Annotated in this window: 22 protein-coding genes; 2 read left to right on the top strand and 20 right to left on the bottom strand. The window is 57.7% G+C overall.

Features of this window, described 5'->3' with window-relative positions:
* Nucleotides 1-38 precede the first annotated feature (38 nt).
* The 19 genes from PGX04_RS00350 to PGX04_RS00265 all read right to left on the bottom strand — a co-directional run bounded on the left by PGX04_RS00350 (nt 39) and on the right by PGX04_RS00265 (nt 9,459).
* Entirely contained in the window at nt 39-302 is a 264-nt protein-coding gene (locus tag PGX04_RS00350; protein ID WP_273736704.1) for a hypothetical protein, read from the bottom strand.
* 61 nt (nt 303-363) lie between these two features.
* A complete protein-coding gene (locus PGX04_RS00345; protein WP_273736705.1) occupies nt 364-927 on the bottom strand; it encodes a TATA-box-binding protein in 564 nt (187 codons plus the stop codon).
* Between the two features lie 19 nt (nt 928-946).
* Nucleotides 947-1,975, bottom strand: a complete 1,029-nt coding sequence (locus PGX04_RS00340) for a DUF7995 family protein (RefSeq protein ID WP_273736703.1) — start codon at nt 1,973-1,975, stop codon at nt 947-949.
* A 540-nt stretch (nt 1,976-2,515) separates the two neighbouring features.
* On the bottom strand, nt 2,516-2,893 hold the full coding sequence (locus tag PGX04_RS00335) for a hypothetical protein (protein WP_273736702.1): 378 nt from the start codon (nt 2,891-2,893) through the stop codon (nt 2,516-2,518).
* Nucleotides 2,890-3,045: a hypothetical protein gene (locus PGX04_RS00330; protein WP_273736701.1), complete on the bottom strand. Its 156-nt coding sequence runs from the start codon at nt 3,043-3,045 to the stop codon at nt 2,890-2,892. Before PGX04_RS00330 ends, PGX04_RS00335 begins: the two co-directional genes overlap by 4 nt.
* A gap of 154 nt (nt 3,046-3,199) precedes the next feature.
* Nucleotides 3,200-3,454, bottom strand: coding sequence for a HalOD1 output domain-containing protein (locus PGX04_RS00325; protein WP_273736700.1), 255 nt, complete (start codon nt 3,452-3,454; stop codon nt 3,200-3,202).
* Nucleotides 3,444-3,608 (bottom strand): DUF7563 family protein, encoded by a 165-nt coding sequence (locus tag PGX04_RS34240; protein WP_425498419.1) that lies wholly within the window; start codon nt 3,606-3,608, stop codon nt 3,444-3,446. Before PGX04_RS34240 ends, PGX04_RS00325 begins: the two co-directional genes overlap by 11 nt.
* A 2-nt stretch (nt 3,609-3,610) precedes the next feature.
* On the bottom strand, nt 3,611-3,784 hold the full coding sequence (locus tag PGX04_RS00320; RefSeq protein ID WP_273736699.1) for a hypothetical protein: 174 nt from the start codon (nt 3,782-3,784) through the stop codon (nt 3,611-3,613).
* A complete protein-coding gene (locus PGX04_RS00315) occupies nt 3,781-4,104 on the bottom strand; it encodes a DUF8118 domain-containing protein (protein ID WP_273736698.1) in 324 nt (107 codons plus the stop codon). The genes PGX04_RS00320 and PGX04_RS00315 overlap by 4 nt, the downstream gene beginning before the upstream one ends.
* Before the next feature lie 102 nt (nt 4,105-4,206).
* Complete coding sequence (locus PGX04_RS00310; RefSeq protein ID WP_273736697.1) at nt 4,207-4,593, bottom strand: DUF7567 family protein; 387 nt, start codon at nt 4,591-4,593, stop codon at nt 4,207-4,209.
* Nucleotides 4,593-4,934: a hypothetical protein gene (locus tag PGX04_RS00305; RefSeq protein ID WP_273736696.1), complete on the bottom strand. Its 342-nt coding sequence runs from the start codon at nt 4,932-4,934 to the stop codon at nt 4,593-4,595. The genes PGX04_RS00310 and PGX04_RS00305 overlap by 1 nt, the downstream gene beginning before the upstream one ends.
* A 2-nt stretch (nt 4,935-4,936) precedes the next feature.
* Complete coding sequence (locus tag PGX04_RS00300) at nt 4,937-5,401, bottom strand: hypothetical protein (protein WP_273736695.1); 465 nt, start codon at nt 5,399-5,401, stop codon at nt 4,937-4,939.
* Nucleotides 5,401-6,045 carry a hypothetical protein gene (locus PGX04_RS00295; RefSeq protein WP_273736693.1) on the bottom strand — a complete coding sequence of 215 codons (645 nt, stop codon included), beginning with the start codon at nt 6,043-6,045 and terminating at the stop codon, nt 5,401-5,403. Before PGX04_RS00295 ends, PGX04_RS00300 begins: the two co-directional genes overlap by 1 nt.
* Nucleotides 6,046-6,171: 126 nt before the next feature.
* Nucleotides 6,172-6,639 carry a hypothetical protein gene (locus tag PGX04_RS00290; RefSeq protein WP_273736691.1) on the bottom strand — a complete coding sequence of 156 codons (468 nt, stop codon included), beginning with the start codon at nt 6,637-6,639 and terminating at the stop codon, nt 6,172-6,174.
* 66 nt (nt 6,640-6,705) lie between these two features.
* A complete protein-coding gene (locus tag PGX04_RS00285) occupies nt 6,706-7,053 on the bottom strand; it encodes an SWIM zinc finger family protein (RefSeq protein WP_273736690.1) in 348 nt (115 codons plus the stop codon).
* Between the two features lie 939 nt (nt 7,054-7,992).
* Nucleotides 7,993-8,325 carry a type II toxin-antitoxin system PemK/MazF family toxin gene (locus tag PGX04_RS00280; protein WP_273736689.1) on the bottom strand — a complete coding sequence of 111 codons (333 nt, stop codon included), beginning with the start codon at nt 8,323-8,325 and terminating at the stop codon, nt 7,993-7,995.
* Nucleotides 8,326-8,329: 4 nt separating this feature from the next.
* Nucleotides 8,330-8,692, bottom strand: coding sequence for a MarR family transcriptional regulator (locus PGX04_RS00275; RefSeq protein ID WP_273736688.1), 363 nt, complete (start codon nt 8,690-8,692; stop codon nt 8,330-8,332).
* A gap of 83 nt (nt 8,693-8,775) precedes the next feature.
* The gene (locus PGX04_RS00270; RefSeq protein WP_273736687.1) at nt 8,776-8,916 is read right to left on the bottom strand and encodes a DUF8012 family protein; all 141 of its coding nucleotides are present in this window, start codon (nt 8,914-8,916) and stop codon (nt 8,776-8,778) included.
* A gap of 75 nt (nt 8,917-8,991) precedes the next feature.
* Nucleotides 8,992-9,459: a hypothetical protein gene (locus PGX04_RS00265; RefSeq protein WP_273736686.1), complete on the bottom strand. Its 468-nt coding sequence runs from the start codon at nt 9,457-9,459 to the stop codon at nt 8,992-8,994.
* A 223-nt stretch (nt 9,460-9,682) separates the two neighbouring features.
* Between PGX04_RS00265 and PGX04_RS00260 the strand changes: the two genes are divergently transcribed.
* Both PGX04_RS00260 and PGX04_RS00255 read left to right on the top strand, forming a co-directional pair.
* Nucleotides 9,683-9,982 (top strand): toxin-antitoxin system TumE family protein, encoded by a 300-nt coding sequence (locus tag PGX04_RS00260; RefSeq protein WP_273736685.1) that lies wholly within the window; start codon nt 9,683-9,685, stop codon nt 9,980-9,982.
* Entirely contained in the window at nt 9,963-10,415 is a 453-nt protein-coding gene (locus tag PGX04_RS00255; protein ID WP_273736684.1) for an HVO_A0114 family putative DNA-binding protein, read from the top strand. The genes PGX04_RS00260 and PGX04_RS00255 overlap by 20 nt, the downstream gene beginning before the upstream one ends.
* Nucleotides 10,416-10,751: 336 nt before the next feature.
* Here the strand turns inward: PGX04_RS00255 and PGX04_RS00250 are convergent, their stop codons facing one another.
* The gene (locus PGX04_RS00250; protein ID WP_273736683.1) at nt 10,752-11,633 is read right to left on the bottom strand and encodes a DNA-binding protein; all 882 of its coding nucleotides are present in this window, start codon (nt 11,631-11,633) and stop codon (nt 10,752-10,754) included.
* Between the last annotated feature and the right edge of the window lie 181 nt (nt 11,634-11,814).

Genomic DNA, 11,814 nt, shown 5'->3' with positions numbered 1-11,814 from the left:
TGAAGCTCAACTTACCGACCGACTGGTTCGAGAAACTCCTATGTTACAATGTATCGGGATGAGCGTTCCTGATATAGCTCTTCTTGTGAGAGGGGCTCGATGTATTCTGATATTTTCCACCACCGATCACAGGCTGGGAACTCTCCAGGGCTCATTTCCTGAAACACCCCTTCTTCGACTAGGAGGGCCTCAAGACCGTGAATTACATTATCGGCAGGTCGGTGAACCCTGCTATCCTCGATATAGTGTGCGTCTAAGAGTTCTTGCGGATACTCTTCATCAGAGATGTTCACGTCGTCCATGACTCGTGTTGGTGTTTTAGAGTGATAATCATTCTCGATTGTTGATCTGCCCCCACGCAGGTCACGTCTCCAGGAGCTCGAGCTCGAGTAACCGTGTCTGAACCGTCTCAATCGCTGCTTCTGCGTCTGTCGGGTGTTCACCACCTGTAATCACGAGTTTGCCGCTGCCGAACAGTAAGGCGACGACATCCGGCTCGTCCAATCGATAGACCAACCCCGGGAATTGTTCTGGTTCGTACTCGACTGCTTCTAACCCAAGGCCGATCGCAATCGCATTGAGATTGAGTCGAGTCCCGAAATCACCACTCGTCACGATATTTTGGACTGTCACCTCTGGATCAGCTGGCACCGCAATGCCTAATGACCGAAATTTCTCTATCGTGATTCGGACTGCGTCTTCGAGATCGGCAACTGATGACGCACCAGTACAGACGAGTTTGCCCGATCGAAAGATCAGCGACGTTGCCTTCGAATCGGTCGTTCGATAAACCAACCCCGGAAATTGCTCCGGATCGTATGAGACGTCTTCGAGATCATCAGCGAGGCTTTCGAGATCGAGTTCTTGCTCAAGGCTGGTTGAGCCGACCACATTTTCGATACACAGCGTCTCCACCGGATCAGCAATGTATGTCAATTCTTCCATTTCAATGGTGGGATGTGTCCGTTTTCGGTCTGTCAGGGTCCGGCCCGTGTCGGGAAGACTGACACCGTCTACACTCCCAGATCGGTGTGTCGGGGATCTCTGGAACTGGCACTTCATCGAAGCCACCGAATGTGTGGCGCGTCGTCTCACCACACGATCGACACTCCAAATTCCGACGAGTTCGTCCCTCGCGAGGAGAGCTCTCGGAGCGATCCGGTGGGGAGACGTGTTCGAGGGCGATCGCGGGAACGATCCAGGTGCGTGTTGGCTCGTCCCGTCGTGGGTATTCGTCAATATCCCAGTTGGGACTAGTTCGCTCGAGCGTACCGCCAGCGATCAGCTGGCCGACCTCCTCGATGTCAGTGATCGGCTTGCCTTCAGCGTCGAACAGCACTGGCTCGAGCGTCGGTCGGTTTTTCTCGGTGTTGTTGGTGCTCTCCTCAGCAGCTGTAGTGTAGTCGTGGCCTGCGTTCTGGCGGATGATATCGAGCTGGCGCTGTCCTTCAGTCGCATCGACGGCAGCGGCACCAGGCAACTGGCCCCATTCACGAGTGAAGCGCGTGACAAGCTTGCCCTCGAGGTCAGCGATCACTTCGCACTCGTCGATACCGTCGATAGAAGTGGTGAAGGGATCGCCTGTTAATCCTTTGAAGACGGCCTTGGCTTTGCTAATGGCGTTGTGCTCGGTTTTCGCGTCGATGAGGACATGAATCAGTCCAGTGAGCTTGCGCTCGGTGTCAGGCTCGACCGCCAGATCACCATAGTCGAGGCTGTTCGTGAGGCAGCAGTCGCACTTTGTTCGATCGTGAGCGATCTCTGTGCCACACTCGCACCGATTCTCAGCGGTGGAGTCGTCCTCGTGAGACGCTGGTTCAGGAGCGTTTGGATACCCTACGTGACCGTTCTCGAGCGAGTCGTCGACATGTTCGTAGCTACCGTCGTCGACGGCTCTCGAGTCGGTCGCATCAGGGGCAATACTTCCTTCGTCTTCGGGAGCGAACTCCCAGCGATCGTCATCGTCGTAGTTCATGGTGTCGTGGAACTCCTCGGTGTGTCGTCAATTTTCGCTCTTATCCCTACCCTCGTTAATCTCCGGGTAGTGGAGTGAAAGTGAAACGAATCTTGTCGACAGATCAAAAGAGTTATTTTCACGTATTAGTTAACACACATTTGGGAAGACCGTTCAGCTGTGGCCTGTCAGAGGCACCCTCACCCACGCTTTCCGTACGTTTTGCTCCCCTGCCGCCGAGACAATGAGTTGACTCTTCTCTCTCTTTCTCGTCCACAGCCCCGAATGCGCTGTGCAGCGGTGAGTTCGCCGAACGACGCACCACTCTTCTCGAGAGACTCCACCTCTCTTTGAGGAGGACCAACACCACTGGCCAGGAGTTCACTGACTGGTGGATGGTCGATGGCGTTCGGGATCGTCACACGAGCAGCCGATCGCTGCGATGTTACCACAATTCGGACACTCGTAGATCGGAATCACATCCGAGCCGCGCTGGGGCAGCGGACCCTCTTTCGGTCCCTCATATCCACATTCGGCACAGTGGGAGCCTACCATCTTTGGTCACTCTGATCCTACTCGGTGTCGAGTGCCCCAGACCTCCTTAGAGAGCACCTCGAGGATGGTGAGTGCGTCACGGCGGATCGATGCATCGTCGGTCTCGTTGACGTAATCGCGGTGGAGATCGATCGACAGTCCCGGCGCATCATCGTAGCTACCGAGAAAGCCACAGTGGCCTCTGGGAAGCCCGAGTGTCTTGACGTCTGGCTCGGCTCCGTACCCAATGCTGTCGGCGAGCTGGACGGTGATCGTCCCGTCGGCGTGGATACGCACGAGGACGTCTTCGGTAGTCATCCGAAGCTCGTTCACCACGAACTCGTGGAGGCGCTCGGCGGCGCGTACTTGCCGTCCTGACGTGTGTTCTGGCATCTCGACCGTCATGGTGAGGATCGGCCCTCCTCGGCGTTGCTGTCTGCGCTGAGTCCGTCGTCGGGCAGTATCTGCTCCTCGCTGTCCCCGTCTCCGACAGGCGGCTGCTCAGAGTGGGGTACATCTTCGTCGAACGCGCGTTCGTACACATCTAAGAGTGGCATGGTGATCACGTCTTGGAGAGCGCGTATTGCTTGTACACGCACCCTCCACCCCTCTGAGGGGGTGAGCAACACCACAGAGAACCCAAGTGGTACAGTCAAAACGAAGACAGAGTATACAGTACGCACGACTCCCTGCTGATCGACCGTTCGCGTCTCAGGTGTCGCGAACGAGCAGCATCTTCTCGGTAAGTTTGACGTCATACTCACCGACCGAGAACGCGACTGACACCGATTCGCTGGTTGTGACAAGTTGATCGAGCGCTTCGGGGTCGATCGTCTCGGACAGGACGATCTCGTGGGTTGGCCCCAGCTCGGTTGACGGGCAGTTTTCGAGACTCGCGATTGCTTCGATAATTGCGATGCTCGGCGGCGTTTCCGACCACTCGTATTCGGCTTGCCTAGTTGTCATGATTCACCTCCACGGCTACCCCGGCCCCTGCTCCTGACAATCTCGCCCGTTGGGATCGGCAGTTCGGACAGGCATAGAGCGTTCCGGTGTTGTCCGAAAAGACCCGCTTGTACTGTTCTGTGACGTGCGCACTACAGTTCGAACATTTCGGCATCGTCACACCTCCACAGCCGCATGTTCGTACATGGTGATCGTCGTCTCGAGTTCGGCGATTGCATCTGCGAGAGTCAACGGCTCGGCCAGGTGCTCCTCGAGCGTTTGCAGATCGGCTAGTACTGCTTCGAGTTCGGCTTGCACTCGTTCGTCAGACCAGCCATTAGACTCGCTCATCGCGACTCACGCTCCGGGCAGCCGGGCGCATGCGACAGGTTGTCCTGTCCACCGAGTTCGACCAGCAGCTCGCGTTCGCAGTACGTACACCGGACGTACATCTTCCCACCCTGTTCCGGGGGTTCGACATGCCGCGTGTACGTCGATTTCTCGGACTCACTCTGAGTAGCCTCGGCGGCTACGGTCCCGCCGTCGGGAACCACTCGCTCTGTACGAGCAGTCATCTCGGCTTCCGCACGCAGGCGCAGTTCTCGGCCCACGTCAGTTTCGTCGTATTCGGCTCGCTGTACTACTCGGTCGATGGTTCTGAACTGGTTCATCGGTTCAAACCCTCCACCCCTCTTCGAGGGGAGAATAACACCACCGAGCGGGGAGCTGGGCGTCCAGTGCTGTCGCTGGGTCTCTTCGTGCCTGATTGAGCTCTAGTCAGCTTCTGCGGTCACTGTCTCTCGATCCCACGCTGGCTCCCATTCGTTCTCATGTCCGTCAACGTGGTCTGCATACGCCAAAAACCAGTAGCGATCGTAGCCACGAGATTTGGACCCAAGCCATTTGCCCGATGCGAGCGCGCCGTACTCATCAGTCTCGGGAATCGGCTCAGCCTCTTCGACAGACCACGTGTACTGGCTGTCGAACTCAGCGATGAAGCCCTGGTCGCCAGACGGTTCACGCAGCGTACACCGAGTGTTGCAGGTCGCACAGAAAACGCCTTGATAGACAAGGTGTGTCCATTCGTCGGAGCCACAGACAGCACACTTCACCGTGTCGAACGCACCAGCGTACCGCTCTTCAGTGTCGACGATCGCCATCACCCGTCACCCCTCTCTGGACCGATCCGCGTCACGCGACCAATCCTGGCGTGGGCTCCAGCCAACACCCCTGAGACGTGCTCGAGCATCGAGATATCGGTCACAATCGTGTTCCCATCCTTCTGGAGGACGACGACGCCGCTGTTGTGGACCCAGACAGAGACGCCGATGCCCCAATGATGCCATCGACCCGGTAAGAGCGCTCTCGACGGGAGTGAGAGACTCTCGTCACCGCGATTGATCGCCGCCTGAACGCCCTGGCGAAGCGCCCACACTTGCGAGTCGGTGAGCGTGTCCTCGGGTGCGTCAATCTCGTCGACGTACGTCAGCAGATCGGCCATCATCAGATCTCATCTTCGATGATCCGATCGACCTCAGCCAGTTCACGCGCTTCAGCGGCCTCATCCTCATATCCGACGTCAGTTGCATAGTGCTCGAGGACGGTCACGGCTCCATCGTCGTCCGTGGCTGCTCGTTCGAACAGCTCTTCAAGGACAGTGACGACCACACGGTCGGCGACCTGACGGCCAGCATCGGCTGCCTCGCTTTCGATGCGGCCAAGCCGCGACTCCGGATATGCGTATGTTTTCGAGGGTCTGGACTTCAGATTTGAACAGTAGACGACATCGAACACGCGATCGTCGTTGGTTGCGTCGAATCGTGAGTTCCCGTAATTATCGAGCAGATTGTAGTTGTTTGCCTCGGACCACTCCGCTACGGTCTGGCCAGTATCGGTGACCACGTGGACTGGTCGCCCCTGTGCGAGATCCAAACAGACGTCACCAAGTTTGATCGACTGCTCGCTCATTACTCCTCACCCCCGTCGTCACTGAGAGTGCGAGCAAGCGTTGCGGCCTGCTGTTCAATCGGCTCGTGGTGGGCGTGTTTAACGTTCAGAAGAGCGAGGTGCGCTCCATGCCCCCACAGCTCTGCCCGGTGCAGCTCGTCAGCGAACTCCTCGAGAACGTCGTCAGTCGTCTGGCGACCATCGGTGAGACCGTTGATCCGAGCTGCAATCCGGTGAGGGATTGCATCTCGCCAAGAAGGATCTCGTCCTGTGTAGTCGGCCATCGTCTCGACGAGTCCCGCAAATGCCTCAACACGTCCGTCGACCGTGATGTCCCACTCTTCGAGGTCATCCTCGTCGACGGCGTACGTCACAGCGTCGGGTTCCTGTCTCTTGAGGAGAGTCTCGAGAGCCGCTCGCTTCCAGCTGCGGTAATCGCGGAAGCCCCAGAACGTGGCGAACTCTTCGAGCGTCTCGATCGAGTACTCGATGGAGATGTCGGCGTGAACACGCTCGGTCGTCTCGTCACCGTAGTCAGTGATCCGGTCGACCGGCCCGCTGGCAGTCGCGAGGAACCGTCGTGGAAGTGGCGTCGTCTCACCGATGGACTGTGCTTCATCGGGTGTCTCCGCTGGCTGTGCTGCCGTCTCGTCTGCTCGTGACATCTGTGATACCCTCCACCCTTCCCGAAGGGTGAAACAACACCACCGAGCGGGGAGTTGAGTGTCCAGGGCTGTTCCGGTTGGCTTCGTGTTACGGTGAAACAGGCGCGCTTTGAGGGTGAGAGGATGTCACCGTCTGAAGGCCGCCCAGAGCACCAAAAGCACCGCTCCAACAAGGCTCAGCAGAAGACCACCAATGTGCACAAGCCCTGGCAAAAGCCACAAACTGCCGTCAAGAAGCAAGCTCAACAGAATAGATCCGTCTGATCCCACCAATTCCGTGACAATCTCCTTCTCGCCGAACGATGAGCCAGCCGGTGAAAGGACATGCCAGAAGGACAATGCGTTCGACCCGGCCAGCCACGCTAGTGGGTAGCTTACCAACGCAACCAGATACCCAACAACGAGACACATACATCCGACCTCAAACGGATTCTCAACCATCTGCCTGAAATCCCGATAATACACATCCAAGATCAGTTCAGCAACCGCTGCCAACGAACGGTGAAGTCCAGCGAGTTTATCTGATACTTTTTTGGTGACCGTACGGTTGTCGTCCTCTTCGGTGAGAACACGCTCGATAAGTTTCTCATCCATGATACGCTCTCCCTCCGGCCACACGCTTATTCATTCTCATTCACGAGTGTGATAACAGTGAATAAATCACGGAGCCGGCGGAGTTGCTGTGGCTTGTACCTCACTGGTCCTCAGCCTTTGAATCCGCTGTGCGTTGCGTGCAGCCTCGAGAACGGGCGTTCGGATCGCGACTGCAACGCGATGCTTGCACGCGCCCTGGTGGTGTTCGTCTGCCGGGCACGGACAGCTGTGGGGCAGTCCGTCCTCGATCGTCACTAGGTACTCATGGTCCTCGGGATTTGCGTGACTGGCGTTGCGAACGAGGACGCCCTGTGCGACAAGTTCGAACTCGAAGGCTTCGTACTGGGCGCGTCGGAGCGTCCGCTGGGTCGGGTCAAGTCGCTCGATCGGATGTGCTGATGGTGATGGTGACATAGATCGGGTGTAACTACCGTTAGACTGGTCGATTGTGTCGAGTTACGCGCTCTCGCAGTCGGAGCAGATCAGTTGAACGTCGAGATCAGTAGCCGTTTCACAGCTCTGGGTGGGAACAAGCCCGAACTTCCCACAGTAGTCACAGCTTGTATTAGTGTGCTCAGGGGCGTCGAAAACGTCGAAGCGGGACTGCTCGACGGTCGAATCAGACTCGGTAGTAAACTCAACGGCGAGTGGGTTCGTGATCCGGCTGGCAGTTTGCATCGTCTTTAATCCCTCTACTCCTCGTGAGGAGCGAACAACGCCACCGGCTGCACAGCGAATCGAAGAGAAAGAGTGCGGGCGCCCGAAGTGTGAACGAGCACACTAGGGAAAGTCCGGCAGCGCAACGAGCTCGAAGAGAGCGCAGTGAGCAGCCCGGAACCTGGAGGTGGGTAGGAGATGGTGGGTGGGGTGAGCTGGAAACAACGCACCAGAACAGTTACCACTCCGAAAACGAGGCCGGTCGTCTTGGGATCGTATTCTGTCTGCAATGATAACGTAGCTCACGCGAATCAGACGTTGTTGGCAGGAATTTTATTTGATCATTCACTTGTACCTGAGCGTATGAAGCGCCGATGCTTCCTCGGAACGGCCGTTGCAGCCAGCGCACTCGCAGGCTGTCTCGTTGTGACTGGGCACGAGCCGAATGCTGACCCCGACCATTTTGGGGACGTCGATGAGCTCGAAGAAGCCTGGGCAGGAGAGACAACTGAGGTCGAAGTGGCCCAGGCCGCTTCCCATTAGCCGACGTGGAGTTGCTCTTCGACGGTGATGTTGCCTCCAACCCTGGGCATACCAACATGCACAACTTCATGGAGCCAGAAGTGGTTGGCTTCGAGACTTCAATCGAAGATCTATGACATCCTTAGTGATTTCGTGATCAGAGGGGGTCGACACTCACTCGGTTTCGAGATATCGGGTGAGTTCGGCTACCGTTGCATCCACAACCGGGTCCGTGACCGTCGCAACGTGTTTCGAGATGGCATACTTTTTCAACGTCACGACTGACCACGGCGAGACGAACGACCGCTTTGGAAGCGATCCCCTCTCGAAAGCCTGCTCGTCCAACTCGATCGCGGCGGCACGCTCAGTTGTCGTAACGACCGCAGCTACACACTCGTTGTGGGTGAACGGGTGGGATTCGTTCGAGAGCACCACATACGGCCGGCCTCCGGAATTGCCGCCGAACGGGTCCGTTGCAAAGACGACTGCGCCTTGCGGATATGCCATCTAGCTACTCCTCGCTGAGGTCCGGAAGATCTTCAGCCCAATCTGGGTTCTGGCCGTACCAGTCGTCGCCATAGTCCTCCTCGACCGTCGCGAGACCGACAATTGAAGCGCTCGCGGCGGCGAGACGATCGTCCTCGGCGGCCGCCCAGTAATTCCCCTCGTGGCGGACAAGCCCCGCCTGTTCGAGGCGCGACAGTGTTGGGCTCACACTCCCGCGAGCAACACCAGCCTCTTCGTGGAGTTCTGCAGGCGTGAACCCGATACCTTGGTGCTCGAGGAGGAACGACAGGAGGGTCCGTGCGTTCGTCCCCTCTGTAAGGTCGATCCGCCCTTGATCTGCCGAATATTCCCGAAAGTCAACTGGCATAGGTTGTATTAATATTGTATCTGGATCGTATTAGCTCTTCGGATGGCCGAGATCGCTTGTGGCATTCGCGGACGGAGCTGCTATCAAACCTCCACCTCGTCAAGTAGCTCGATTGCTTCGTTGACTTTCTCTCGACCGTCGTCGCTCAACTGCTCCTTGTCGATGTTTCTGAGGTTGCTCCACGCACGCCACAGCAGGTATCCGGGGATATCTTCGTCGTCCATCTGTTTTCTCCCTCTACCCCTCTGAAAGGGGTCGAACAACGCCACCGGCTGTACACTCGTTGTAGGGCTCTCGGCTCAGAGGATCGGCTTCGGACCCCGCGACGAGAGGGCGACCTCGCCGTTCTCTCGCTCGTCTTCCGCCACCAGGTCGTATTGCTCCTCGAGATTTCTACAGACGGTTGCTGCGACCTCGAGTGCTTCCTCGAGCGTTGAGACTTCAGTTTCGATCGATCCCCAGTCTGGATTCATGTTTGGGTAGACAGCCACTTGGTACGTGCCGCCGAAGCGGTCGTGCCAGCTCGCCGATGGCTGGTACACCGGTGTCGGGGCGATCGTCACTTCCATCGGCGTCGAGAACGTCGCCTCGTCGATCTCCTCGACGATGAACCGAACCAACGAGAGGACACACTGCTGTCGGCCCAGCGCCCACGGACGGACGTTCCCCTGCTCACAATCCCATGCCGGGAATCGCTCCTCGATGCTTACCGACGTCTCGAGTGCCTGTGCGGTCGCCAGTCGACTGACCGATTCCTGTATCGACATCGTTCAAACCCTCTACCCCTCTCGAGGGACGAACAACGCCACCGGCTATGCACACGGCCGTTCTTGCTCGAACCGAGACTTGAGACTCTGAGTCGGGCCCGAACGAAGAGAAGTGCCACCGGGTAGGGAGGAGGAATCTGGCAGGGTGAAGAGTGAGAGAGAAACGTCCGCTATGGATGAGGTCACACAAAGCTATTTTAGGCTCCGGCCCTAAACATCGGTTGTGGCCGAGACGCTGCTCGATGATGAATTCACATACGACGATGGGAGTCGTGTCGTCGTGACAGCCCATCTCGTCCCCGAAAGCGAGGAGTATCCGACGGGAATCAAATACCGGTTTCAGTATATGGACGCCGAGGGAAATACGCTGCTTCGATTTGATAACGCGCCACACCACGATGTAGGCAACCACCACGAACATCGTGATGAGGACATCGAGGCAGTCGCATTCGAGTCACTCACCGAGCACTACCAGCGGTTCAAACACGAGGTTGACACAATCTATGACCAACGAAACGCCTGATCACCCCACCGACAGCCATCCAACGCCGCCAGCGGATAGTGTGTTGCGGATCACAGTCGAGAGTGACGATGACTTTCACGAGCGAACGACCGACAAACTAGCGAAGATTGAAGCAGGGGAGACCGCACCACAAGACCACGTGAAATCATTTGCGACTGCTGCACAAGTCCGACGAGTGCTCACCGACAAGCGTCTCGAACTGATCGAAGAGACTATGCGTGACCCACCAGAGAGCATTACTGCACTAGCCGACCGCCTCGATCGAGCAGTCAGCGACGTTCACGACGATCTCGAACTCTTAGCCGACGAGCGTATCATCCAACTTGACCGCAACGGCCGCTGTGTCCAGCCCACAGTTCCCTACAAACGGATCCATATCGATATCACACTCCCACGCACTCCGCCTGCAGACGATCGACAAGCGCCTGCGTAGGCCATCCCAATCACGGATAGCCAGACCTTGTGCACTATGTGTGAGCGGATGACAGACACACTCTCTTCGTGAATCTCTCCTTGCAACCAGCCTAAGAGTAGCAAGCAGCTCCTTCAGTGTACTGTTCATAAAGGGTGTGCCAGTGGCGCTACCCTTGCTGTTCTGGTTGCATCAGCTATCTGCGGTGGCGTGTGATGAATGCGCGCTTTAGCGCGCAGAACGCGCGAGGGACGACCGAGGAGGCGCACTTTAGTGCGCCCCGCAGGGAGGAGGATGGGGAGGACGCGAGCGAAGCGAGCGTGTGGTCAGACACACAAAAAAAGAGAGGGAGCGATGCTATTCCTGGGTCCACCACCGCCCGCGTTCGGGGAACTCGAGGCGGCTCCAGCCGGTCACGGCCAGATTGCATCGCTCGTTGTGCCAGTTCTTCGCCGCGTTCCTGATCCGCACCGTCTCTCCCTCGCTCACTGTTGTCTGGTAGGAGTTCTTCCAGATCGTGAACTTCATCTTCTCGGTCTCGTCCGCGATCAGCCCCACTTGGCTGATCGACGACTTCGAGGGCTCCCACAACTCGATGATCTCGCCTTCCACGTCTACCTCGCCTGCCTCCACCTCCGGCACGTCTGCAATGTCCACGACCGTTCCCGACTCGGCCTTCACTTCATCCATCTCCTCGAGGGTTGCGTCGATCATCGACTTCCCGTCGGTCACCTTCTCCGCCAGTCCACGGCTCACTGCCGCCCGGCTTGGACCTCCACGAACCGTCTCCGTGATTCGCACCGATTGCTTGTTGACCTCCGCCAACTGCTCTTGCTCCAGCTCCGACCGGGGATCCACCCGTTCAACCCGCCGCTCTCGGCGTTGCTCGACCACGACCTCTCGCGTCCGCTTCTCTCGTCCCTCCTGCGTTCCGAACGTCGCCTTCGCACTGATCAACTCGAGCTCCTCTTCTCGAGCCCGAATCCGCTCTTCCTGTGCCAGTGGCAGGTGTCCGAACTCGTTCTCTTCGCGTCCAACCACCGTCTCCGGGTGGTTCGTCTCGACTTTCGTATTGACCTCCTGATCAACTGACGCCGCGAACTCCGGCGTTTCGTCCACGATGTCCTCCGCGAACGAATCTTCCACGTCGACGCCCACGTCCGTCTTCTCCGCAGCCGCCTCTTGGTTGACACTCGATTCATCCGAAGCTTTATCATCTCGGAAGTTCGTAGAACTCATTGTAGTAACCTCGAAGGCGCGTCCCACTGCGTCTTCACCTCAACTCTTCTGAGTCCCAACTGTGTTCATCTCCTGCAACCGCTCTCGCTCGCGCCTTCAGGTCCCCTGAGGCGCGAGTAGAGCGGGACACCCACCCCCACCAGCCAGCACCGCGCGCCGAGACGACCGGCGCGAGCGGCCA

Source organism: Natrinema soli (assembly GCF_028618695.1).
The sequence above is the reverse complement of the archived record's forward strand: the minus strand, read 5'-3'. Positions and strand labels throughout refer to the sequence as shown.

What these genes read in the sequence shown, in the direction of transcription:
- PGX04_RS00350 (WP_273736704.1), bottom strand. Translation starts at nt 302, where the DNA reads ATGGACGACGTGAACATCTCTGATGAAGAGTATCCGCAAGAACTCTTA.
- PGX04_RS00340 (WP_273736703.1), bottom strand. Translation starts at nt 1,975, where the DNA reads ATGAACTACGACGATGACGATCGCTGGGAGTTCGCTCCCGAAGACGAA.
- PGX04_RS00335 (WP_273736702.1), bottom strand. Translation starts at nt 2,893, where the DNA reads ATGACGGTCGAGATGCCAGAACACACGTCAGGACGGCAAGTACGCGCC.
- PGX04_RS00330 (WP_273736701.1), bottom strand. Translation starts at nt 3,045, where the DNA reads ATGCCACTCTTAGATGTGTACGAACGCGCGTTCGACGAAGATGTACCC.
- PGX04_RS00325 (WP_273736700.1), bottom strand. Translation starts at nt 3,454, where the DNA reads ATGACAACTAGGCAAGCCGAATACGAGTGGTCGGAAACGCCGCCGAGC.
- PGX04_RS34240 (WP_425498419.1), bottom strand. Translation starts at nt 3,608, where the DNA reads ATGCCGAAATGTTCGAACTGTAGTGCGCACGTCACAGAACAGTACAAG.
- PGX04_RS00320 (WP_273736699.1), bottom strand. Translation starts at nt 3,784, where the DNA reads ATGAGCGAGTCTAATGGCTGGTCTGACGAACGAGTGCAAGCCGAACTC.
- PGX04_RS00315 (WP_273736698.1), bottom strand. Translation starts at nt 4,104, where the DNA reads ATGAACCAGTTCAGAACCATCGACCGAGTAGTACAGCGAGCCGAATAC.
- PGX04_RS00310 (WP_273736697.1), bottom strand. Translation starts at nt 4,593, where the DNA reads ATGGCGATCGTCGACACTGAAGAGCGGTACGCTGGTGCGTTCGACACG.
- PGX04_RS00305 (WP_273736696.1), bottom strand. Translation starts at nt 4,934, where the DNA reads ATGGCCGATCTGCTGACGTACGTCGACGAGATTGACGCACCCGAGGAC.
- PGX04_RS00300 (WP_273736695.1), bottom strand. Translation starts at nt 5,401, where the DNA reads ATGAGCGAGCAGTCGATCAAACTTGGTGACGTCTGTTTGGATCTCGCA.
- PGX04_RS00295 (WP_273736693.1), bottom strand. Translation starts at nt 6,045, where the DNA reads ATGTCACGAGCAGACGAGACGGCAGCACAGCCAGCGGAGACACCCGAT.
- PGX04_RS00290 (WP_273736691.1), bottom strand. Translation starts at nt 6,639, where the DNA reads ATGGATGAGAAACTTATCGAGCGTGTTCTCACCGAAGAGGACGACAAC.
- PGX04_RS00285 (WP_273736690.1), bottom strand. Translation starts at nt 7,053, where the DNA reads ATGTCACCATCACCATCAGCACATCCGATCGAGCGACTTGACCCGACC.
- PGX04_RS00280 (WP_273736689.1), bottom strand. Translation starts at nt 8,325, where the DNA reads ATGGCATATCCGCAAGGCGCAGTCGTCTTTGCAACGGACCCGTTCGGC.
- PGX04_RS00275 (WP_273736688.1), bottom strand. Translation starts at nt 8,692, where the DNA reads ATGCCAGTTGACTTTCGGGAATATTCGGCAGATCAAGGGCGGATCGAC.
- PGX04_RS00270 (WP_273736687.1), bottom strand. Translation starts at nt 8,916, where the DNA reads ATGGACGACGAAGATATCCCCGGATACCTGCTGTGGCGTGCGTGGAGC.
- PGX04_RS00265 (WP_273736686.1), bottom strand. Translation starts at nt 9,459, where the DNA reads ATGTCGATACAGGAATCGGTCAGTCGACTGGCGACCGCACAGGCACTC.
- PGX04_RS00255 (WP_273736684.1), top strand. Translation starts at nt 9,963, where the DNA reads ATGACCAACGAAACGCCTGATCACCCCACCGACAGCCATCCAACGCCG.
- PGX04_RS00250 (WP_273736683.1), bottom strand. Translation starts at nt 11,633, where the DNA reads ATGAGTTCTACGAACTTCCGAGATGATAAAGCTTCGGATGAATCGAGT.